Genomic DNA, 23888 nt, shown 5'->3' on the forward strand with positions numbered 1-23888 from the left:
TTACATGTGTATTGAAAAACAGCTTCAGTTTAACGTGATACTCTACTAGAAATTAATATTATTTAACGTGAATATTAGCACTGACGATCGGTTTATTACCTTTGTGATATTGCAAATAGTGTATGGTAAACATTAGTTCATAAGGTGATATCTGTAAAAATTGGATGGTATTTATATGGGTACTTGAACTATTATTATTGCTTAGCAAGGTATAATAAGTATTAATGCTTTAGGTATTTAAAATATAAAAAAGGTGCTTTTAAGCACCTTTTTTATTTACTCTTGTGTCTTGAAATTGCTAATCGCCACTTTGATTCTTTTCTAAGTCTTGAAAATCAATATTCTCAATTTTACTTCCTGCATTTTCATCATAAAAAATATCTTCATCAAACTGATTTTCTGATTTAGCGACAACAATTGAGACCATGCTGTCACCTGTGACATTAACAGCAGTTCGTGTCATATCAAGTAAACGGTCAACACCTATAATTAAACCTATGCCTTCTACAGGTAAACCTACTTGGTCTAGAACCATGGCTAGCATAATTAAACCTACGCCTGGAACACCAGCTGTGCCAATTGAAGCTAAGGTCGCGGTAAGTATTACCATTAAATATTGACTAAATGTTAAATCAACATTAAACACTTGCGCAATAAATACAGTAGCTACGCCTTGCATTATAGCCGTGCCATCCATATTAATGGTCGCACCTAGAGGTACAGTAAACGAAGCGATTGAATTTTTAACACCCATTTTTTTGGTAACAGTTTCAAGTGTTACCGGGATGGTTGCATTACTGCTGGCTGTTGAAAATGCAAAGATAACGGTGTCACGCATTTTTTTCAAAAAAGTAATTGGGTTTAAACCAGTCATTACTTTTAAGATAGTAGAATAAGTTACCGTAGCATGTAAAATCAGTGCAAAGAAAACGACTAAGAAGTAAACAATTAGGTTACCAAATACCTTAAGTGACATATCAGTGAATAAACTCGCTAATAAACAAAATACACCATAAGGAGCAAGGTTCATTAATATAGTTACCAAGCGCATGATAACGGTACTCATGTCTTCAAATAAACTAGCAATACGTTCGCCGGCTTTACCTGAAAGCGCTATAGCAATACCAAATAACAAGGCAAATATAATGACTTGTAGCATATTACCTTTTGCAAAAGCTTCAAACGGATTACTCGGAAACATTTGAATAAACACTTGCGCTAAAGAAGGCGCTTCTCGACTGGTGAACGTTGTGTCGGAGGCCATGTTGACCCCTTCGCCAGGGCTTATTAATAACGCTAAAAACATCGCAAAGCTAATCGCTATTGCTGTTGTAATTAAATAGAGTGAAATGGCTTTACCGCCAATTCGGCCAAGTTTTGTGGTATCTTTTAAGGAACAAGTACCACAAATAAGCGATACAAAAACCAGTGGTACTACCAACATTTTTAAACTTGAAATGAAAATTTGTCCAATGACTTCAAAAATTCCGTCAACCAAAAATGATCGTAATGAAAGTTCAAAGAAATAGAGCGGGATAACAAAGTCTGACTTGTCTGGCATAAGAAATTGTAAGGATACGCCTACCGCGATGCCAGCAAGCATGCCAGTAACGATTCTAGCGGTTAAACTAGCTTTTTTTTTATCAGTCATAAAGAAATGCAACGTTATTTTTATTATAAATTATGAATAGTAGATTAACAGGTAATTCATTGATAAAAAAGCTATTGATTAAAAAGCAACTATAGCGCTATTTTTAATGAAATTTTTAGAATATAAGTTACTATTAATAAATATGTAGTTAAAAATTAAGGGATACTTGCATGGCACTTTTTCAACGATTGGGTTTTTGGCTTTTATTTTTCGCGCTCAGCGGTTGTGGAGGCAGTGGAGAAGGGGGCTTATCTAGAGTGGAAACTCCTGTTGCAGGTGGTTCTGTTGCCAGTACTATTTCACTCAATATTTCCGATAGTACTGTTACCGGTGTTGCGCCGGTAACAGTTACAGCAACAGTAATGCAAGGCAGTGATCCAGTTTCCAATAGGGCGGTAACCTTCGCAACAAATTTAGGAGCTTTCTCGCCATCTTCTGGTTCCGCTTTAACAAATGAAGACGGTATCGCCACGATTACCCTCACAGCAGGCAGTGTTCGTGGTGCTGGTGAAATATCCGCTTCTCTTTCTTCTGGTGAGATCTCGTTAGTACCACTAGGCTTTAAAACTCAAGGCGATGATATAGGTGTTGTCGGTGATATTAATATCAATGTCACTCTCATAGATGGTGATAGTAATGCCACTGACACGGTAACGTCATCCAAACCGGCACGAATAATTGCGACAATTGATGGCATTAGTGCTCCTTTGATTGTTACTTTTAGTTCTACTGTTGGTGATATACCTATCCCTTCAGCTATCACAAATGCAAATAATCAAGCAATTGTTGATATCTATGCGGGTGAAAACTTAGGTGCGGGAACTATTACAGCATCCATTACCAGTGGAGAATCTGGTCAAACAATTTTTGTTGTTGGCTCTTCAACTGTCATTATGGGAGCAGGTAGTCCATTTACAGAAGGTGTTGCTGATGTCAGTTTAACGAATATTTCTGCTGGCGGAACGAGTGTTATTTCAGTATCAATTATTGATGATCAAGGTAATCTATTTACTGAACCTGTGGATGTTAATTTTTCATCTGGGTGTACGGCACAATTAACCGCTACGCTGAGTACACCGATAACAACCTCTAATGGTGCGGCGACAAGTACTTATCTAGCACAAGGGTGTGTAGGCGATGACACGATTAATGTCACCGCTAATGCTGGGGGCATTAATTTATCAGCAACAGCATCTGTTAGCGTTTTAGCTGCTGACATTGGTAGTATCGAGTATGTGTCTGCATCGCCAGAGCATATTGGTATCGTAGGAGCAGGTATTGTTGGAGGCTCTGAAAGCTCAACGGTGATGTTCAAAGTAAAAGATACCGATGGCAACCCCTACAATAATCGTCGAGTGAATTTTTCCTTAAATACTAATGTGGGTGGTATAAATTTAAGTCAGAATTTTGCGACCACTAACGACCAAGGTTTAGTACAAACAGTTGTTAATTCGGGCTCAGTTGCAACAACAGTGCGTGTTACAGCATCTACAGAGTCATTAGGTGGCACTTTTGTATTTACTCAATCTAGTCAACTCGTGGTTTCAACAGGCTTACCGGACCAAGATAGCTTTAGTTTGGCCCGAGGGGTCGAAAATCCTGAAGCTTGGGGCATTGATGGTGTAGAAGTACCTGTTGTTGTTCGTATGGCTGATGCATTTAATAATCCAGTACCAGATGGAACCGCAGTTAACTTTACCACTGAAGGTGGTTCGGTTGGTTCCTCATGTACAACAACTAATGGCGTATGTTCTGTTATGTGGACCAGTCAAAACCCTCGTCCAGCGGGACAACTATTAAGCCAGAGTTTTTGTACAGTGGCTGAAAATGATGATCCAGTAATCTTTTGTGCTCGTCAACCTTTGTCAAATGGTAATAATTATCTTGGGCAGGAATATGGCGGAAGAGTGACAATATTAGCAACTGCTATTGGTGAAGAGTCATTTCCTGATAAAAATAGTAATGGTCGCTTTGATGAGAGTGAGTACACTTTGTTTCAAGGAAAAGATGTTGGCGATAGACTTTACGATCTAAAAGAAGCCTTTGTTGACCATAATGAAGACAATTTATACAATCCAGTAGAAGTGAGCACTCAAGCTGGTGGCGAGTTAGAAGAGTTTGTTGACTTTAATAGCAACGGAGTTTTCGATATAGAAAACAGTGTATATAATGGTATTTTATGTGGTTTAAATGACATAACGAATCCAGGTACTGAGGTAGCCAATCAATATTGTGCTAATCCAGATGATGAACCTGATCCAACCAAAAAAGCGCAAAAAGTTTCAACCAATGTACGTGGCTCTACCGTTATTATTATGTCAGGTACATCACCGTATATAACCGTTACAGCAACAAACGATGCCGTTGTCGATACGTCACCAAACTATGACCGAAACGATATTTCTCTCTATATTGCTGGCGAAAGTACCGGAACAGTCAGTGTTGTTATCGCTGATTTACATAACCAACCTATGCCGGCTGGTACTATTGTGTCATTTGTAGCTAGTGTTGGATCTGTCGTCGGTACCCCTAGTTATACATGGCCAGGGGATTCAAGTAATGGCGGCAGCCAATTTAGTGTTGCGATTAAAGGTGAGGCGGAACCAACCAGTGGACCATTAGAAATAAAAGTTGAAACCCCTGGTGGTGTAACAACTGTATTTAGTGGTGTTAGTATTATTATTCAATAATAATTAACTGTTCCACCTATAAAAAAACCGCTTGTTAAGCGGTTTTTTATTTTTGTCTATCGATTACAGATAAAACTAAAAATTTACTTAGCCATCTCGGCTATTAAAAAGGCAGAGATCTCAGCGCCAGCCGCTAACGTTTTATCACGACTCTCTTTTCCTAAACCTGTACTGTCGGTAAAAGGAGCAATTTCCATCATGTCGGCACCGGTAATACGGTATTTTGCTGCTAAAGCGCGAAGTATATCCATCGCTTCATTTTGAAATAAACCATCTGGCTCTGGTGTGCCTGTGGCAGCAGCGACAGTTTCATCAAGTGCATCAATATCAAAGCTTACATACAATTCATCAATGTTTTCATCTTTTAATTGCGCTAAAATATTTTCAATGATTTTTTCAACGCCTAGCTCTTTCACTTCATGAGCCCAGTGTTGTCTTACACCAAAAGTGTTTTCCCAATGCGACTTAGGACGACCGCTCGAGCGAATACCCACTTGAATCAAATGATGTTTTTCATGTAAATCATCTAAGATATGGGTACACCAAGAGCCAAAGCATAAATCAATGCCGAGGCGTTCAACCAATAAATCAGTGTGAGCGTCAAAATGAATAATAGCGGCACGGATACCGCGCTTTTTCTTTGCTTGCAAGTAAGCTTTTGTTAACGGGTAGCTTACTGAGTGATCGCCACCAATGCCGAAAACACCTTTTTGTGGGAACTCAGCATAAAAGTCGTGTAATACATCTTCAGTAATGGTTAATGGGCTAACAGCATAAGGACTGTTTTCATCTTTATAAAGGGCTTTTCTACAGTTAGAAAGCGTAGCCTCATTTAAATATTTATCATGAAGTAAATGTGGAATAACGCGAACATCTCCCATATCAAATGCTTCAAGCTCAGGGTATTGTTCAAGTAAAGTTGAACGGACAAATAATGGTCCCCAATTTGCGCCACGTAAAATTCCGCCACCGCAATCAGAGGCAACACCTAAAATAACGGCATTTGACGCATCAGGAAGCCCTTTTAATGACTCTTTCCAAATATTATCAATGTCTGTCGATTGACCGAATAACGCTTGATGCAATTGCTCTTTACGCTCTTTAGCGGTATTGACGGTAAAAACACCGTTACCTGCTGGGCATAAACAGTTGGTTAGTTTTTGCTGTAAGTTAGTCCATGATGCTGTCATATATTTGTACTCTAGTTATTTACCCGAATAATTTACGTTTACCGCAAGCATTAAATGGATATTGTTTTGCACGGTGATATAGGTTTTTTGACTGGCAACAATTGAATTTAAGATAGAATTAAATTATCGTTGGCAGGAAAGTTTTTATAATAGTCATACCGAAATATTGACACCATTATAACGAAAATAGCTTAGTTAGGCGATGTTATTAAAAATAATAACTTGTCAGCTTGCTTATTTACCGATATATCTAATAGGAATTCTAATTTCAATGATTTATGGTTTTTTTGTGCTAAAAATGAGTTGCTCGGCTAATTTTTAGACAGTTCTGACCGAAATGTAATTATACTGGCAAAAAAAATAGCCAGTGACGTAGGAAAGTATATATATATGGCAAAATCTCTGGTTATTGTCGAATCACCAGCCAAAGCGAAGACAATTAACAAATATCTTGGTAAAGACTTTATTGTGAAATCTAGTGTCGGTCATGTACGTGATCTTCCTCACAGTAGTACTGGTAAAAAAGTTGCCGCGAAATCTCCTGCTGAAGTCAGAAAAATGGCACCTGCAGCGAAAGCTAAATATAAAGCTAAACGAGATAAGCTAGCACTTGTTAACCGCATGGGTATTGATCCTGAAAATGATTGGGAAGCAAATTATCAAATACTCGAAGGCAAAGAAAAAGTTGTTGCTGAATTAATCAAACTTGCCAGTTCAGCCGACACTGTCTATCTCGCAACCGATTTGGATCGCGAGGGAGAAGCGATTGCCTGGCACTTGAAAGAAATTATTGGCGGTGATGACAGCAAATTTAAACGTGTTGTCTTTAATGAAATAACTGAAAATGCTATCCAGCAAGCCTTCTCTACACCTGGCGAATTAAGTATGCCCGGTGTGAATGCTCAACAAGCAAGACGTTTTCTTGACCGTGTTGTTGGCTTTATGGTTAGTCCATTATTGTGGAAAAAAGTTGCCCGTGGTTTATCTGCCGGTCGCGTACAGTCGGTTGCTGTTAAATTAGTTGTTGAAAAAGAACGTGAGATTAAAGCGTTTGACCCGAAAGAATTCTGGGAAATCACCGCTGACACAAAAACCGCTTCAGGTTTAGATTTTCCATTAGATGTTACCCACGAAAATGGTAAAGCATTTAAGCCGACCAACGAAAAAGATGCGAAAACAGCATTAGCAAGCTTAGAAAAATCAGCCTATACCGTAAATAAACGTGATGATAAACCGTCAAAAAGTACCCCCTCTGCTCCTTTTATTACGTCGACACTGCAACAGGCAGCAAGTACTAAATTAGGTTTTGGCGTAAAGCGTACAATGGGGTTAGCTCAGCGTTTATACGAAGCAGGTCATATCACTTATATGCGTACCGATTCAACCAATCTAAGTAAAGATGCGGTTGAAATGTGTCGTGGTTATATTGCTAAAAACTTTGGTGAAAATTATTTACCTGAGAAAGCAAAAATTTATAGCAGTAAGTCGGGTGCCCAAGAGGCCCATGAAGCGATTCGTCCATCAAATGTTAAAATAGAATCTGCATTTATGGAAGGTATTGAAGCCGATGCTAAGAAGCTTTACGACCTAATTTGGCGACAGTTTGTTGCTTGTCAAATGACAGCTGCGCGTTATACCGTTAGTACCATTACTGTCGGTGCTTCAGGCTTTGATTTAAAGGCCAAAGGTCGCGTCATGCAATTTGACGGTTGGACAAGAGTCCATCCGCAATTATCAAAAGGTGATGACAAGCATTTACCTGATTTATCTGTGGGTGAAGTATTAACCCTAGAGCAGTTAAATCCAGCGCAACACTTTACTAAACCACCGGCTCGTTTTGGTGAAGCATCACTAGTAAAAGAATTAGAAAAGCGTTCAATTGGTCGTCCATCAACGTATGCGTCAATTATTTCTACTATTCAAGACCGTGGTTACGCACGCTTAGATAAAAAACGCTTTTACGCCGAAAAAATGGGTGAAATTGTTACTGATAGTTTATCTGAAAGTTTTAAAGACTTAATGAATTATGATTTTACCGCCAACATGGAGCAAGAGCTTGATGAAGTGGCTGAGGGTAAAGCTAATTGGAAAGATGTCCTTAACGGTTTCTATAAAAATTTCACTAAACAGTTAAGCCAAGCCGATATGCCTACTGAAGAAGGTGGCATGCGTAATAATGAACCGGTATTAACGGATATTGATTGTCCGACCTGTGGTCGCAAAATGGGTATTCGTACTGCTTCTACTGGCGTCTTCTTAGGCTGTTCTGGTTATGCTTTGCCGCCAAAAGAGCGTTGTACGCAAACGATGAACCTTACTTCTGGCGAAGAAGCGGTCAGTGTCTTAGTGGAAGACCAAGAAACTGATGCACTGCGTGCTATGCGACGCTGTGATAAATGTAGTACTGCGATGGACAGTTATTTAATCGACGAAACGCGTAAGCTACATGTTTGTGGTAATAACCCTGTTTGTGATGGTATTGAAGTTGAGACTGGCGAGTTTAAAATAAAAGGTTATGATGGTCCCATTTTAGAATGTGATCGTTGTGAGGCTGAAATGGAACTGAAGTCAGGCCGTTTTGGTAAATATTTTGATTGTACCAATGCAGAATGTAAAAATACACGTAAGTTACTAGCAAGTGGTGAAGCGGCTCCTCCAAAAGAAGATCCTGTGCAACTACCTGAATTACTTTGTGAAAAATCAGAGGCACACTTTGTCTTACGTGATGGCGCAGCGGGTATTTTCTTGGCAGCGAACACTTTTCCGCGCTCAAGAGAAACACGTGCACCTAAAGTTGAAGAATTACAGCGTTTTAGAGACAGAATATCGAGTAAATTTTATTATTTAGCCGATGCTCCTATCAAGGATCCTGACGGAAACTTAGCCGTTGTACGCTATAGTCGTAAAACCAAAGAACAGTATGTAATGACTGAACTTGCACCTGAAGCTGATGGTGCAAAACCTAAAGCAACGGGCTGGAATGCAAAGTATGTTGAGGGTAAATGGGTTGAAGAAGCAAAGAAAAAAGTAAAACCCAAAGCCAAGGCTAAAGCAAAAGCTAAGGCAAAACCAAAAGCTAAGGCAAAACCAAAAGCTGAGTAATACCTTTAGCTTAAAATAAAAAAAAGCGCTGTGTAGCGCTTTTTTTATGTTCATGATGAAGGGTATTAAAAGAGTGCCCTCATTAGATAACAAAAGCGTGACCAGCAATTAGCTAGTTAGTTTGACGATTAAGAGAAATATATTAAATGCTATATCTGGCGATTATTTTTTTAAGTGCTTTTTTATTATTCCAAGTACAACCCCTTATTGCTAAATTGATTTTGCCATATTTTGGCGGTGGTTCAGCCGTCTGGACTGCATGTTTATTATTTTTTCAAGCTTTTCTATTATTGGGATATTTTTACGCTCACTGTTTAACACAAGTTAAATCTGTCAAAAAACAATTAATTATTCACTCGGTCTTTCTGCTTGTCAGTGTGTTATTCCTTCCTATTGGCATTCAAGATTGGGCTGATATTTCACAGACAAGTTCGCCACTTCAAAATATCCTACTGTTATTAACCGTATCGATAGGGTTACCTTATTTTATTTTGTCGTCAACGGGTCCGTTAATACAGCGATGGTTAACTTATATCGAAATAGGAAAACTCCCTTATCAATTGTATTCATTATCCAATGTAGGTTCTTTTCTGGCGTTAATCAGTTTTCCTTTTCTATTTGAACCGCTGCTAACAACAACTCAACAATCAAACTATTGGACGTTCGGGTATGGTTGTTATGCGTTACTACTGGTAACGTTATTATTGAAAATGTCAAAGTTAAGTTTTACTTCTGTTGAGCAAAGTACCCGGCAAGCGTTGGATAAAAGCGTCATAACAACCACATTGTTGGATAAGATTTTATGGATAGCATTAGCCATGGTTGGTGTTGTTTTATTAGTGGCGTCTACCAATGCGATGACACAAAATATTCCCCCGGTGCCTTTTTTATGGATAGTGCCGCTGTGTTTATACCTACTGACTTTTATTATTAGTTTTCATAGCTCAAAGTGGTATGTCAGAGAATATTGGTTTGCGCTATTTGTACTCACGGCCTGTTTAGCTTTGTTGATGTACTTTATTGGCTCTCAACTCGATATTATTTCGCAAGTTGTTATTTACGCTTGTATATTATTTAGTGCATGTATGATTTGTCATGGGGAATTAGCACGTTTAAAACCGCAAGTTCAGCATTTGACTTTGTTTTACTTGTTTATGTCACTGGGGGGCTTTTTAGGTAGTGCCTTTGTTGCTTTTATTGCGCAAAATATCTTTGATCAATTCTTAGAATTTCCTTTAGCTATTATGAGTGTCTTTGTTCTTTTAGCTTTGAGTATTTATTCACAAAGAAATACGGCAATAAAAACGCAAACTTGGTTAGTGGCAACTAATCTTATTTTAGCCATCAGTTTTACCGTGGGATTATTTTATCTTAATACGCTTTTTGTTAAAACTAATGTGGCAAGTGAACGTAATTTTTACGGCATTTTAAGTGTTAAAGATGTAGAGGTTAATAATAAAGTGCAACGTCGTTTGATTGATGGAACAACATCACACGGTACGCAATCATTAGAGAAAGGCAATGAAAAAACGCCATTAAGTTACTATAGAAAAAATACCGGTGTTGCTCTTGCACTTGAACAACTGACTAAACAAAGACGACAAGAGGGGAGTGTTCAAAATATAAATGCCGGATTTGTGGGCTTGGGCGCAGGCACATTAGCCGCTTATGGTAATAAAACTGACCACTATATATTTTATGAATTAAACCCTGCGGTTATTTTTGCCGCTAATAAATATTTTAGTTACTTAAAAGATTCTGCGGCCAACATTGAAGTAGTTTTAGGCGATGGTCGGGTTAGCTTAACGCAACAATTTGAACATTCTGGTAGTCAACAGTTTGATGCCTTAGTCATTGACGCCTTCTCGGGTGATTCCATTCCACAGCATTTATTAACAAAAGAAGCATTGCTGCTATATTTTAAGCACCTAAAAAAAGATGGGGTATTAGCGATACACATTTCTAATTCACACCTGAATTTAATACCGTTAGTACGTGGTTTAGCCGATGTATTAGATACAAAAATTGTTTATGTAGAAACGCTAGCCGATAAAGAAAATGAACATAATGTTCAGTGGGTGCTAGTAACAAATAATGAGTTTTTTCTGAATGATGCGCGCATTAAAATATACGCGAGTGCCTGGCCAATGCCAAATATTGGAGAAAAGAGTCGTATAATATGGACCGATGATCACAGTGATTTATTATCAGTACTCAAGTAATTAGTCATTATCTTGTCGAGTGAATGTCATCGACAAGATAATTAAGCCGTTACTTTACCAGCTCCCTTGATTCTCCATACTCAACCAAGGCTCTTGAGGGGCTAATGCGTCATCTTTTTGCAATAACTCAATAGATATGCCGTCTGGAGATTTTACGAAAGCCATATGGCCATCACGAGGCGGACGATTAATAACAACACCTGATGCCATTAGCGCCGCACAAGTTTTATATATGTCAGCAACCTCAAAGGCTAAATGACCAAAGTTTCTACCAACGGTATATTCTTCTTCAGAATCCCAGTTATGGGTTAGTTCAATTTCAGGGCCGCCAACTTCTGCTGCAAGAAAGATCAACGAAAACTTCCCTTTTGGTACATCGACACGTTTTGTTTCAATGAGTCCTAGCTGATTAATATAAAAATTGAGTGACTTATCTAAATCATGTACGCGAACCATCGTGTGTAAAAATTTCATTTTGTACCTGTTTTGTATTGTTAGCTAATAAAAAGTAATGACTTGCAAACATCAAAGACTTCATTTGTTGTTTAGATAATAATTAATTGATCATTACATTAATTACCACTATAAACAGAAAGTATTTTATTTACTATGCTAATTAAAATCGAGTATGAGTAAATATACCCACTGAAAAATAAAATGACATTATCAATAGTTTATTTTATATTCCTATGTGTCCTGTTAACAATATTAAAACAAATTAACAACATGATAAAAGCAATAAAACTTAAATATAGCTTGATTTTCTGTAGCCTCCTATTGCCTATTATTAGCCAAGCTACAGAAGTATCAATGGCTTTTAGTAAAGAAATTCCTCCTTATATTTTTGAAGATGATAATAGTGGAATTGAAATAGATATTATTAGGGCCGCTTTAGCTCATAAAGGGTATACGTTAAAGCCAATGTACTTTCCATTAGGACGGATCCCTTATGCCTTTAAAATAATTTAGTTAATGCAGTCATGGTAGATATGGGGGTAAACTTAAAATCACAAGGCGGTTTTTATGCCAAAGCAGCAGTTATCTATGACAATGTATTTATTACTCTAAAGAGCAAAGATATTTTACTAAAAAGGCCTAAAGATTTAGATTCGTTGAATGTGGTTTCTTTTCAAGGAGCAGATAAACGCTATCCTAAATGGCTTAAAAAAGTAAAAGAAGACAGTCGGTTTTATGGTGTTAGCGACCAGCTAACACAAGTTAAATTACTGTATTTTGGGCGCTATGATGTGGTGGTAAGTGATCGTTATATCTTTAGATATTTTGTCAATAAACTTAAGTTAATGCATGGTCTAGATAGCCAAGAAATTACCGAGCACAAACTTACTATCGATAAACCCATGTACTATCGTCCTGTATTTAGAGGTAAAAAAATTCGAGATGACTTTAATTTTGGGTTAATTAAAATCAAAGAAAGTGGTGAGTTTTTACGGATATACGACAAGTATATAAGTTTATAACTAACGGCTATGGACAGATAATAACCCAGAACGAATTAACTGGTTTTCTCTTTAAAACTGCATAAATCTTCTATTATACAAGAACCACAACGGGGCGTTCTTGCTATACAAGTATAACGACCATGAAGAATGAACCAGTGATGTAAGTTATAAAAAAACTCTGTTTTTCTTGGAGTATTTTTAATAATATTTTTTTCGGTTTCTTCAACTGTTTTCCCTTTCGCATAACCGGTACGATTTGCCAGTCTTTGAATATGGGTGTCTACAGCGATAAAGTACTTACCTTCATTATCTTTTAGTTGGCCAAAAGCGGTGTTTAAAACAACATTTGCTGTTTTTCTACCGACCCCAGGTAAGGCTTCTAATGCTGCTCTTTCTTTGGGGACTTCGCCACTATGTAAATCAACTAACATTTGGCATGTTTTTAGCGTGTTTGCCGCTTTAGTATTAAATAAACCAATTGTTTTTATATAAAACTTCAAACCATCAAGCCCTAAATCAAGTATAGCTTGAGGGGTATTAGCAACAGGATAAAGTTTTGCTGTGGCTTTGTTAACACCAACATCCGTCGATTGTGCTGAAAGTAGCACAGCAATAAGCAACTCAAAAGGTGAAGAAAAATTAAGTTCAGTCGTTGGGTGCGGATTATTGTCTCGTAACCGAGTTAATATTTCTAAACGTTGTGCTTTATTCATGGCGTTATTCTTTTATTATTATTTTTCATCAAAATTGACACGAACTCGTGCAATTTCCTTACTTTCTGTTTTAGGCTTAGCGGCTGCTACTCGATCATCAATGGCGTTTTTTAAAGCTATAAATAAGCCCATAACAATAAAAGCACCTGGAGGTAGTATCGCGAGTAAAAATTGACTATCTAGGGTATACACTTCAACACGTAATATACTTGCCCATTCGCCAAGTAATAAATTAGCGCCATCAAATAGCGTTCCTTGGCCAAGTATTTCTCTTACTGCACCTAACAAAATCAATATTAATAAAAAGCCTAAACCCATCATTAAACCGTCAAAGCTTGCTTGTTTAATTGGATTTTTAGAGGCGTATGCCTCCGCTCTACCAATAATGGCACAGTTAGTAACAATTAAGGGTAAGAATATGCCAAGTGATTGATATAATCCAAAAGTATAGGCATTCATCAATAACTGCACACAGGTAACAAAAGAAGCAATAATTAAAACAAAAATAGGGATCCTAATTTCTTTAGGTACCCATTTGCGTATTGCCGATACGGTAGTATTTGAACAAATAAGAACAAATAAGGTCGCTAAGCCCAAACCAATAGCATTTGTTAGGGTCGATGTTACGGCTAATAATGGACACAATCCTAAAAGCTGTACTATACCCGGATTATTCTTCCATAAACCTTGCCAAGCTAATTCTTTATATTCATCGTTAATTTTCATGACGATTAAGCTCCCTTAGCAACATCTTGATTTGAACAATTACTCGCAGCTTCAAATAATTCATCTTGGTGAGCGTTAAAATAATTAACTGATTTACGCACTGCTTTGACTACAGCACGTGGGGTTATTGTCGCGCCTGTGAACTGATCAAACATGCCGCCATCTTTTCTTACTAACCAACGATTATCATTTTTATCAATGAGCTTTTTACCGGTAAAGCTATTAATCCAATCGCTTTTTTTCTCTTCAATTTTATCGCCCAATCCAGGCGTTTCTTGGTGTTTTAATGTTCTAACTCCACTTATACTTCCATCGATATTGATGGCAACAATAAGCTCTATATTACCACTGTATCCATCTGGTGCAACGGTGGTAATTGCTGCAGCAACTGGGCTATTATCATTTCTTGCCCGGTAAACTTTTGGTGGGTTAACTGTGCCTAATGCCTCGTTAGGTAGAATGAAGCAGTCTTTATAGATAACATTGTTGTAGCTGTTTTTGGCAATGATACTGTTTAAATTACGCAATAAGTCTTGCTGTTGCTGCAAGATAATTTGATCTTTGGTGAGTGAATGAACCACGCCAACAATTGCCGTACAAGCAATAGCAAATAAAGCGAGGATCCTGGCATTTTTACTGACTGCACTGGTAAGAGAAAGGACCATTATTATTTGCCTGCTTTACTTGATGAAATATTATGCCCATAAGTACGGGGGCGTGTGTACTGATCTATTAGTGGAGCAGCCATATTACAAATTAGCACTGCAAACGCGACACCATCTGGGTAACCGCCATATTTTCTAATAATAAAGACTAAAAATCCTGCTAATGCGCCAAAAACGATTCGGCCTTTAATACTGGTAGCACCGGAAACCGGGTCCGTTAAAATAAAGAATGCACCAAACATACATGCACCATTAAACCAATGGAAGAGTGTTGAAGCGTTAGTATCTTGGCTATATAAAAAAGCAATTAATGAACAAAAAAATACGCTTGCTAAAAAGCTAACGGGGGTTGCCCAATGAATTGTTTTTTTGCCTATTAAGAATAAACCACCCAGTAAAAACCCAGCACTAACCCATTCCCAGCCCACGCCAAAATTTTCACCAATGACGGGGCTTGTCATACTTTCTGCAATGTTTAAGCCCAGTGTTAGGTTTGTTTTTACCGTATCTAAGGGGGTTGCCATAGTGTAACCATCGACATGTGTTCGCAGTTGTTCAACAGAATAGCCATCAATGGTAAAGTTACTAAAAATTACAGAGAGTGTATCAACAAAATTTAACGGTAAGGTCATTAGTTCAAGTGGCGGTAACCAGGATGTCATTTGTACCGGAAATGAAATCAATAGCATGACATAAGCGGCCATTGCAGGGTTGAAAGGGTTATGACCTAGACCACCATATAGTTGCTTTACGACAATAATCGCAAAAGATACACCGATGACAGTGACCCACCACGGCGCTATGGCGGGTAAACTAATCGCCAGTAATACCGCGGTTAAAATAGCGCTGCCATCAAATAGTTGCGCCTTGATATTTTTCTCTCGTAACGATAAAACGATAAATTCTGCAATTAATGCGGTGAAAACAGCGAGTGAGATATGGATTAAATTACCCCAGCCAAAAAAATACCACTGGGCAAATACACCGGGAATAGTGGCGTAAATAACCATACGCATTATTGATGATGTTTCACTTTGAACATGATTATGTGGTGAGCTTGCTATCCAAAAGGCCATAATATTACGTCAACTCTGATTTTACGGGTTTGTTAGTTTTTTCTTCGCTAGGATTAGCCGTCAATTTTGCTTGTTGCTGGGCAAGTTTGCGGGCTTTCGCCTTTGCAACAGCTGCAGCAACTTTAGCTTTTTTATCATCAGCTGGAACGACTATGTCAGCCTGGTTTGCTGGTGTGGCTGCTTCGATAACAATGTTATTATCAAGGGTTAAGTCGCTATCATCTGCGCTATTGTTATTTTTTTCAGCAAGCTTACGGGCTTTCGCCTTTGCAACAGCTGCAGCAATTTTAGCTTTTTTATCATTAGCAGGAACAACCATATCAGCCTGGTTTGCTTGTGTGGCTGCTTCGACAATAATTTTATTATCAAGGGGTAAGTCGCTATCATCTGCGCTATTGTTATTCTTTTCAGCAAGCTTACGGGTTTTCGCCTTTGCAACAGCTGCGGCAATTTTAGCTTTTTTATCATCAACTGCGGAGGGAACATCTCCCATCGCACTTTGCGGCTCTGATTTATAAGTTGCCGTATTTTGTTGAGCGGCTAGCTTTTTCGCTTTGGCTCTTGCAATAGCTGCGCTTACTTGACTTTTTTGTTCATTTTCTGCCGGTGGTGCTACTGTCTGTGCAGTAATATTTTCACTACCTTGGGTTTGTTGAGCTTTTTTCGCTTTAACTCGAGCTAAGGCGGCAGCAACTGCTGATTTTTCTGTTTTTGCTTCGCTGGTACCTGAATTCATCCGCGCTTTACGTGCTTCTGCTGCTGCTTTGTGTTTTTCCTCCCGTGCTATTTTATCTCTGGCTAAACGCTCTTTTCGTGCTTCAAACCTTACCTTTGCATGATCAGCTTTTATATCAAGTTGTTTTTGTTGACGAATCTCAGACTTTGCTACTCGGTAATAATGCACCAAGGGGATCTGGCTCGGACAAACATAGGCACAAGCACCACATTCAATACAATCAAATAAGTTTAATTTATCAAGTTGTTGGTGATCTTTTGCTTTAGCGCTCCACTGTAATTCTTGTGGTAACAATTGGCTGGGGCAGACATCACTACACTGGCCACATCTGATACACTCAACCTCTTTTGTGCCGGTTGAATAAGGTGATGATATTTCTTGCTCACTCGGTGCAAGTATACAGTTTGTTGTTTTTACAACGGGAACTTGATCTGTGGGTAAGCTATAGCCCATCATTGGACCACCCATAATGATATGTTTTTTATTTTTATTGGGGTAACCACATTGTTCGAGTAAGAAGCCTACGGGTGTGCCGAGTAATGACCAGACATTCTGTGGCTTCTGTAAAGCTTGGCCACTGACTGTAACCACCCGCTTTATTAATGGAATATCGTTTATTACTGCATCAGCTATTGCAAAGCAAGTGGCAATATTGTGCATAACAATACCCATAGAGCTAGGGAAAACGCCTGAAGGAACCTCTTGCCCTGTTAATATTTGAATTAACTGTTTTTCACCGCCAGTAGGATATTTAGTTGGCACTACACAGACTTGAATTTTTTCATTATTAGCCGTTGCTTGCTGAAGTACTTTTATCGCTTCAGGTTTATTATTTTCGATACCAATCAGAATATGTTTAGGTGAAAGAAGACGTTCAAGTATATTAATGCCATCAAGAATTGACGGGCTGTGCTCGCGAATTAATAAATCGTCAGCACTAATATAAGGTTCACATTCAGCGGCATTAATAATAAGGAATTGTATTTTGTCGCTAGTACTTACTTTAACTTGTGTAGGAAAACCAGCACCGCCCATGCCTGATATACCGGCTGAAGAAATTTTATCAATTATTTCATTATGGGTTAATTTACTTACATCAGTACATATATGACGTTCTTGCCATGTATCTTCTCCGTCTGGCTTAATAAATAAGCATAATTCGCTTAGGCCTGAGGGATGAGCAATAACAGCATTTTTAATGGCAGTAATAGTGCCACTCGTAGGAGCGTGAATAGGAACAGCCATAGGATGCATACTCTGGGTGAGTGCTTGGCCCTTAAGTACTTTATCGCCTATTTTTACCCGTAAATCTGCGGCAATACCTACGTGTTGCTGTAATGGCAGTATTAGCTGTTCAGGTATGCTAACCGCTCTGATAGGTTTATCAGTGGTTAAGAACTTCTGTTCTGGTGGATGTATACCGCCATGAAAAGTCCAAAAGTTAGCGCGCTTTATACGTTCAATAACTGATCCCACGAATCCTCACCTAATCAAGCTGTACCACAGGTATATTGTTAAGATCCCATTGCCAGTTTTGTGGTGTTTTAGCGATAGGTATCATTATGATGCAATCGACCGGACAAGGGTCTATACATAAGTCACAGCCAGTACATTCGTCGGCTATTATAGTGTGCATTTGTTTGGTCGTACCTAAGATCGCATCTACAGGGCAAGCTTGAATACATTTAGTACAACCAATACAGTCTTCTTCAATAATAAAAGCAACTTTAGGAGAATTGTCTGTATCATGATTTTCGTCAAGAGGTGGTGGTTCAACTCCCATTAAGTCTGCTATTTTTTTGATGGTATCTTCACCGCCAGGTGCGCATTTGTTAATAGCCTCACCGTTCGCGACTGCTTCTGCATAGGGTTTACAACCAGGGTAACCGCATTGGCCACATTGCGTTTGTGGTAAAATAGCGTCAACCTGCTCGGCAAGAGGGTCGCCCTCAACGTGAAATTTTACAGAGGCGAAGCCAAGGATGGCGCCAAAGACTAACGCCATACAGCCAAGTACTAGTATTGCTAATAGGGTGGTCATTACAACTTCACCAAACCAGTGAAACCCATAAAGGCAAGTGACATTAAGCCAGCAGTTATCATAGCGATAGCGGAACCTTTAAAAGGTTTTGGGATATCAGCATTAGCAAGTTTTTCGCGCATCGCTGAAAACATAATAAGTACAAGAGAAAAACCGACAGCCGCACCAAAGCCATAGACAATCGACTCAAGAAAATTATGTTGCTCATAAATATTTAATAAAGCAACACCTAATACTGCGCAATTAGTGGTAATCAAAGGCAAGAAGATACCCAGTAAACGGTATAAGTTGGCACTGGTTTTATGTACGACCATTTCAGTAAATTGTACAACTACAGCGATGACTAAAATAAACATCATAGTCGTTAGATATTCGAGTCCCAGAGGAGTAAGAATATAGGTATTTACGATGTAGCTGAGTAACGAAGCAATAGTCATTACAAAGGTGGTGGCAAATGACATACCGATTGCAGTTTCAGTACGTGAAGACACCCCCATAAATGGGCATAAACCTAGGAACTTTACGAGAACAAAGTTATTGACTAATACTGTGCTAACTAACAGCAGTAGATAATCTGTCATTTGAAAATTAATTTTATGAGATAATTCACGCTATTATCCGACTTTATTAGTCAGATGACAACCGCTCAATGCCTTAATTTTTATTGCATATGCACTATCTTCTTGCCGTGCTTGGCCTTTATTAACATGGAACGTTTAGCTTTAAGTTATACTCAATTAAATCGCTTCAGGCTTTCCTAAATAAAAACCTTGGCAACCATCGATAAATAATTTTTCTAAAGTAAATTTTTCTTCTTGGCTTTCAACACTTTCAGCTAGAACAGTGATACTTAAGCGATGAGCAAGATCGACCATTAATCGGATGAAGTACTGGTTGTTTTTATCATCATCAATATCACGTGTATAAGTACTATCCATTTTAATAAAGTCAGGTTTAAGGTCGCGGAAAAATTTAAAAGAGGTTAAACCCACACCAAAACGTTCAACAGTAATACGAGAACCGACTCTGTGGATCATATCAATAAAACGCTTACTGGTTTTAATGTTTTGTTGGAGGCCGTATTCCGTTATCTCAAAGATCAATTTCGCAGCAATAGTTGCTTCTTTCAATAAACGACGTTCAAGCCAAATTAAAAAATGTTCGTCATGAATACTGCGTGAACTGATGTTGATGCCAAAAAATTGGTCATGTAAATTTTTTGTTTTAATTTCACTGATCACTTTTTCAATAATCATTTTGTCAACAGCCATCATTTTATCAAGCTTTTCCGCCATAGCTATAAAAGAAGCGGTGGGTAACATTTCATCCGATGAATTTAAAAAGCGGGCAAGAATTTCACCATAGACTTTGTTGTTACGGCTATTAGGCTTTATCGGTTGGACAAGTAATTTAACCCGTTGGTTTTCTAACACACTGTCTATCTCTTGACGCCAATTTTGGTTGCCATAACTCGCACTAGAGCTATGTAAAATGTCACTGTCGCTTTGCGAAAACCAAGAGTTGAGTTGTTGAGTTTGTGCAATACTGATACCGGTATCAGCGAGTGCCAGTAATTCGCCAAGTGGTTTGTCTTTCTCGAAATAGACTAAACCAGTATAGCCAACTGAATCTAAATCTGATGATTGTTGGTAAGCGTTAAATTTACTGGATATTTCATTTGCAGCGTTCTCTGCTTCTTTTAATGTTACGTTAGGAAGCAAGGTGGCAAAGTCGGAACTATTAAGCCGATAAACATTTGCGCCTCGGTAGGTTGCAGTAACGCTTTTAATAATGTCGGCAACTTTGCAAATATAATTATCACCTTCACTGTAACCATGTATTTGATTTATAGTTTGCAGCTCAGAACAGCGTGTTATCGCTAAGACCCCAAATTCAACCTGATTTTCATCATTAGCAAAAAACTGAATAAAGCGATTACGGTTTTCTAATTTTGTAAGAGGTTCAACATAAGCTTGCTTTTCAAGTGCACTGGCATCGTTAACATGCGCTGAAAGTAATGCCTCGACTTTTTTTAGTCCATGAGTTAATTCAGGCATGTCAATAATTTCATCACCAGCCTCAAGTTTATTCATCGATATAACTTGAGCAATACCCTGTTTAATTTTATTGTTAACCACAAAAACAACCTTTTTAGTGTGCTTAACACTCAACGTACAAGCAATAACAATAATGATAAGGCTCGCTAAAATAGAGACCAGCATTATTTTAAGGATCAATGTCGCGGCATCATTACTGTTAATTTGATAACTAACGGTCGTATTAGATGAGTGAGTAAATACCACTATAGGAGGAGAGATATAAGGGACAAGTATATTGGTGTTTACGGCCTTATAATTAATTATTTCTTTGTTTTGTTGTTGTAGGGAAAATAATTGAAAGTCAGCTAGATTAACTAAGAGTTTAACTTGTTCTAATTGGTTGCTCTTATCTGATGTGTCGATAATAGCTGAAATAGAGCTTTGCATCATTGATTGCTTACTCGAGAGTGAGGTAGCAAAGAAATAACTGACCATAACAATAATAAGAATATTAAAAAACATCCCTAAAATGACGTTGCGCATTAATAATTGAGAATAGCTATACATAATAAGTTGATTTGCTGAAAAGTTAGGCCTACTTCAATTTATAGCATGCTTGATAAAAAATTACTAACTTACTGTTATTTAGAGTGATATATAATGTTGGCGTTAATGAATTCTATAAGTTGAGGTTTTATTGCTTATCCTATCAATTAGGCTTGCGATTCGGTGGTAGTCGCTATATAATTCGCATAGCTTAAATATAACAATATTTCACTGAAATTCACTTTTTGGCTATTGCTTAAAGCAAAGTTAGAAAATAATTTTATATTGTTGTATCGATTTGACGGCTTATTTTATAAGTCACTAGGTTAAATCAACATCGTGGGTTCAGTGTAATAAGCCCCGCGTATTGGGGCTTTTTCGTATCTGGGACATTTGTTCAGCACGATAAGCTTTAAGAATTGCTGGGCTATAAGCCCTTTTTTTGTATCTGGATGTTGATACATGAAGACAAAGTAAGATTTTATTTGGAGAAAATGATTGGCTAAGTTTGAACATAAATTAACAGACATGTTACGTCCTGCTGTTGAAGAAGTTGGTAAGGAATTATTAGGCATTGAGTATATTAGTGCTGGTAATAATTCAGTATTACGTTTGTTTATCGACCATGAGAATGGCATTGATGTTGATGATTGTGCTGAAGTTAGCCGTCAAGTAGGCGCTATTCTTGACGTTGAAGACCCTATCGGCAGTGAGTTTAATTTAGAAGTTTCGTCACCCGGTTTAGACCGACCGTTATTCGATAAACCACACTATGAAGCAGTGATCGGTGAAATTATTGAAGTGAAATTATCTATACCATTAAACGGTCGCCGCAAATTTAAAGGTCGCTTAGCTGCCGTTGAAAACGATACTTTAGTAGTAACGGTCGACAGTGAAGACTATGAATTAGTGCTTGGTAATATTGTTAAAGGCAATTTGGTTTTTAATCATAATAAAAAAAGCTAAGCAAATAATAATAATAAAATAAAAATACGTAGTTGTTCAACGTCATTACATAAATAGTTGAACTGTTCAGAAACGATTAAAAAGGCTAAGTAGCATGAGTAAGGAAATATTACTGGTTGTAGATGCCGTATCTAACGAGAAAGCATTACCCCGTGAAAGCATTTTTGAAGCAATGGAAACCGCTTTAGAAACAGCAACAAAGAAAAAATATGAAGGTGACATTATTGTTCGTGTTGCTATTGACCGTACTAATGGTGAATTTGATACCTTCCGACGTTGGTTGGTTGTTGCCGATGACGCCGTAGCAGAAAACCCATTTGCAGAAATGAGTTTGTCAGCTGCACAGTACGACAATGAAGAGTTGCAGTTAGGCGATTATATTGAAGATCAAATTGAATCAGTTAAATTTGACCGTGTAACTACGCAAACAGCAAAACAAGTTATTGTCCAAAAAATTCGTGAAGCAGAACGTGCTCTTATTGTTGAAGCTTACCAAGAACAAATTGGCGAGCTAGTGACAGGTGTAGTTAAAAAAGCCAGTCGCGATAGTATCATTATTGATTTAGGTAATAATGCAGAAGCGGTTATCTACCGTGACGATATGTTACCTCGTGAAACATTCCGTCCAGGGGATCGTGTTCGCGGTTTGTTATACGAAATTAAAACAGAAACGCGTGGCGCACAATTATTAGTGACTCGTTCTAAGCCTGAAATGTTAATTGAACTTTTCCGCGTAGAAGTGCCAGAAATTGGCGAAGAGATGCTAGAAATTAAGGGTGCTGCTCGCGATCCAGGTTCACGTGCAAAGATTTCTGTGAAATCTAATGACAAGCGTATTGACCCAGTAGGTGCTTGTGTTGGTATGCGTGGTTCACGTGTGCAAGCCGTTTCAACTGAGCTTGGTGGTGAACGTGTTGATATCGTTTTATATGACGATAACCCAGCACAATATGTTATTAACGCAATGGCTCCAGCTGAAGTTGCATCAATTATTGTTGATGAAGACAAAGGCACCATGGATATTGCTGTTGAAGAAGGCAATTTAGCGATGGCCATTGGTCGTAGTGGTCAAAATATCCGTTTAGCTAGCCAATTAACTGGCTGGGAATTAAACGTGATGACTGTTGCTGACATGAACGAGAAGCATCAAGCCGAAAACGATAAAGTTATTTCATTGTTTACAGATAACTTAGATATCGATGATGATTTTGCTAACTTATTAGCAGAAGAAGGTTTTGCTACGTTAGAAGAAATCGCTTACGTACCAGCAGCTGAAATGTTAGAAATTGACGGCATGGATGAAGATATTGTTGAAGCGCTTCGTGAACGTGCCAAAGCGGCATTAACGACTCGTGCATTAGCAAGTGAAGAGTCTCTTGAAAATGCAGAACCAGCAGCTGATTTATTAGCGCTAGACGGTTTAGAACGTCACTTAGCATTTGTATTAGCGAGTCGTGGTGTAATTACCCTTGAAGACTTAGCTGAACAAGGCGTTGACGAAATTGCCGATATTGAAGAATTAGATGAAACCAAAGCGGGTGAGTTAATTATGGCTGCGCGTAATATTTGTTGGTTTAACGAAGAATAATTCCCGGGAGAATATAGTAGATGTCAAACACAACTGTAGCAGAACTTGCTCAAGAAATTGGTACACCGGTGGACCGCTTAGTTAGCCAATTGGCTGACTCTGGCGTGAATAAATCCGCGACCGATTCCGTATCACAAGATGAAAAAGAAGCATTGTTAGACCACTTGAAAAAGCAACATGGTGACGACTCAACAGCCGGACCATTAAAAATGACGCTTAACCGTAAATCTAAATCAACGTTAACGATGGGACATGGCAGTAAAGCTAAGTCAGTTAATGTTGAAGTGCGTAAAAAACGCACTTATGTTAAGCGCAGTGAAGTTGAAGAACAACAGCAAGCAGAAGCTGAAGCCAAAGTAGCAGCAGAAGCTGAAATTGCCGCACAAGCAGCTACTGAAGCAAAAGCAATTGCTGATGCTAAAGAAGCAGAAAATGGTAAAGCAGTTGCTGCAGCAAAAGCAGAAGCAGAAGCAGAAC

Annotated in this window: 19 protein-coding genes; 8 read left to right on the forward strand and 11 right to left on the reverse strand. The window is 38.2% G+C overall.

Annotation, left to right across the window (positions count from 1 at the left end):
* Positions 1–298 precede the first annotated feature (298 nt).
* Positions 299–1651, reverse strand: a complete 1353-nt coding sequence (locus H4J66_RS05010; RefSeq protein WP_070376166.1) for a dicarboxylate/amino acid:cation symporter — start codon at positions 1649–1651, stop codon at positions 299–301.
* Between the two features lie 170 nt (positions 1652–1821).
* Between H4J66_RS05010 and H4J66_RS05015 the strand changes: the two genes are divergently transcribed.
* Positions 1822–4341, forward strand: a complete 2520-nt coding sequence (locus H4J66_RS05015) for an Ig-like domain-containing protein (protein WP_182171332.1) — start codon at positions 1822–1824, stop codon at positions 4339–4341.
* Positions 4342–4424: 83 nt separating this feature from the next.
* Here the strand turns inward: H4J66_RS05015 and H4J66_RS05020 are convergent, their stop codons facing one another.
* Entirely contained in the window at positions 4425–5531 is a 1107-nt protein-coding gene (locus H4J66_RS05020) for an arginase family protein (protein ID WP_182171334.1), read from the reverse strand.
* Positions 5532–5921: 390 nt separating this feature from the next.
* On the opposite strand from H4J66_RS05020, the gene topA reads away from it, so the two are divergent.
* Positions 5922–8633, forward strand: coding sequence for a type I DNA topoisomerase (topA, locus tag H4J66_RS05025; protein WP_182171336.1), 2712 nt, complete (start codon positions 5922–5924; stop codon positions 8631–8633).
* A gap of 146 nt (positions 8634–8779) precedes the next feature.
* Complete coding sequence (locus H4J66_RS05030; RefSeq protein WP_182171338.1) at positions 8780–10855, forward strand: spermidine synthase; 2076 nt, start codon at positions 8780–8782, stop codon at positions 10853–10855.
* A 54-nt stretch (positions 10856–10909) separates the two neighbouring features.
* Here H4J66_RS05030 and H4J66_RS05035 read toward each other — a convergent pair whose 3' ends face one another.
* Positions 10910–11329: a VOC family protein gene (locus H4J66_RS05035; RefSeq protein WP_182171340.1), complete on the reverse strand. Its 420-nt coding sequence runs from the start codon at positions 11327–11329 to the stop codon at positions 10910–10912.
* Between the two features lie 336 nt (positions 11330–11665).
* Here H4J66_RS05035 and H4J66_RS20160 point away from each other — a divergent pair, with 336 nt between their 5' ends.
* Together H4J66_RS20160 and H4J66_RS05040 are read left to right on the forward strand one after the other, a co-directional pair.
* Complete coding sequence (locus tag H4J66_RS20160; RefSeq protein ID WP_259368544.1) at positions 11666–11824, forward strand: hypothetical protein; 159 nt, start codon at positions 11666–11668, stop codon at positions 11822–11824.
* A 20-nt stretch (positions 11825–11844) separates the two neighbouring features.
* On the forward strand, positions 11845–12333 hold the full coding sequence (locus H4J66_RS05040; protein WP_259369059.1) for an ABC transporter substrate-binding protein: 489 nt from the start codon (positions 11845–11847) through the stop codon (positions 12331–12333).
* A gap of 35 nt (positions 12334–12368) precedes the next feature.
* Here H4J66_RS05040 and nth read toward each other — a convergent pair whose 3' ends face one another.
* The 8 genes from nth to H4J66_RS05080 all read right to left on the reverse strand — a co-directional run bounded on the left by nth (position 12369) and on the right by H4J66_RS05080 (position 20878).
* Entirely contained in the window at positions 12369–13028 is a 660-nt protein-coding gene (gene nth / locus H4J66_RS05045; RefSeq protein WP_070376173.1) for an endonuclease III, read from the reverse strand.
* Between the two features lie 18 nt (positions 13029–13046).
* The gene (locus tag H4J66_RS05050) at positions 13047–13754 is read right to left on the reverse strand and encodes an electron transport complex subunit E (protein ID WP_182171342.1); all 708 of its coding nucleotides are present in this window, start codon (positions 13752–13754) and stop codon (positions 13047–13049) included.
* A gap of 5 nt (positions 13755–13759) precedes the next feature.
* Positions 13760–14419, reverse strand: coding sequence for an electron transport complex subunit RsxG (gene rsxG, locus H4J66_RS05055; protein ID WP_182171345.1), 660 nt, complete (start codon positions 14417–14419; stop codon positions 13760–13762).
* 2 nt (positions 14420–14421) lie between these two features.
* Positions 14422–15495, reverse strand: a complete 1074-nt coding sequence (rsxD, locus tag H4J66_RS05060) for an electron transport complex subunit RsxD (RefSeq protein ID WP_182171348.1) — start codon at positions 15493–15495, stop codon at positions 14422–14424.
* A gap of 4 nt (positions 15496–15499) precedes the next feature.
* Positions 15500–17707, reverse strand: a complete 2208-nt coding sequence (gene rsxC / locus H4J66_RS05065; protein WP_182171351.1) for an electron transport complex subunit RsxC — start codon at positions 17705–17707, stop codon at positions 15500–15502.
* A 10-nt stretch (positions 17708–17717) separates the two neighbouring features.
* Positions 17718–18272 (reverse strand): electron transport complex subunit RsxB, encoded by a 555-nt coding sequence (rsxB, locus tag H4J66_RS05070; RefSeq protein WP_070376178.1) that lies wholly within the window; start codon positions 18270–18272, stop codon positions 17718–17720.
* Positions 18272–18853 (reverse strand): electron transport complex subunit RsxA, encoded by a 582-nt coding sequence (gene rsxA, locus H4J66_RS05075; RefSeq protein WP_070376179.1) that lies wholly within the window; start codon positions 18851–18853, stop codon positions 18272–18274. Before rsxA ends, rsxB begins: the two co-directional genes overlap by 1 nt.
* A gap of 156 nt (positions 18854–19009) precedes the next feature.
* Positions 19010–20878: an EAL domain-containing protein gene (locus H4J66_RS05080; protein WP_182171354.1), complete on the reverse strand. Its 1869-nt coding sequence runs from the start codon at positions 20876–20878 to the stop codon at positions 19010–19012.
* A gap of 477 nt (positions 20879–21355) precedes the next feature.
* Between H4J66_RS05080 and rimP the strand changes: the two genes are divergently transcribed.
* From rimP to H4J66_RS05095, 3 genes are all read left to right on the forward strand, one after another.
* On the forward strand, positions 21356–21823 hold the full coding sequence (gene rimP / locus H4J66_RS05085) for a ribosome maturation factor RimP (protein WP_070376181.1): 468 nt from the start codon (positions 21356–21358) through the stop codon (positions 21821–21823).
* A 94-nt stretch (positions 21824–21917) separates the two neighbouring features.
* Positions 21918–23411, forward strand: a complete 1494-nt coding sequence (gene nusA / locus H4J66_RS05090) for a transcription termination factor NusA (protein ID WP_070376182.1) — start codon at positions 21918–21920, stop codon at positions 23409–23411.
* Positions 23412–23431: 20 nt separating this feature from the next.
* Positions 23432–23888 (forward strand): translation initiation factor IF-2 associated domain-containing protein (locus H4J66_RS05095; protein ID WP_182171357.1); only part of this gene is annotated, 457 nt, incomplete at its 3' end.

It is taken from the genome of Colwellia sp. MB3u-55, assembly GCF_014076785.1.
GTDB lineage: Bacteria > Pseudomonadota > Gammaproteobacteria > Enterobacterales > Alteromonadaceae > Colwellia_A.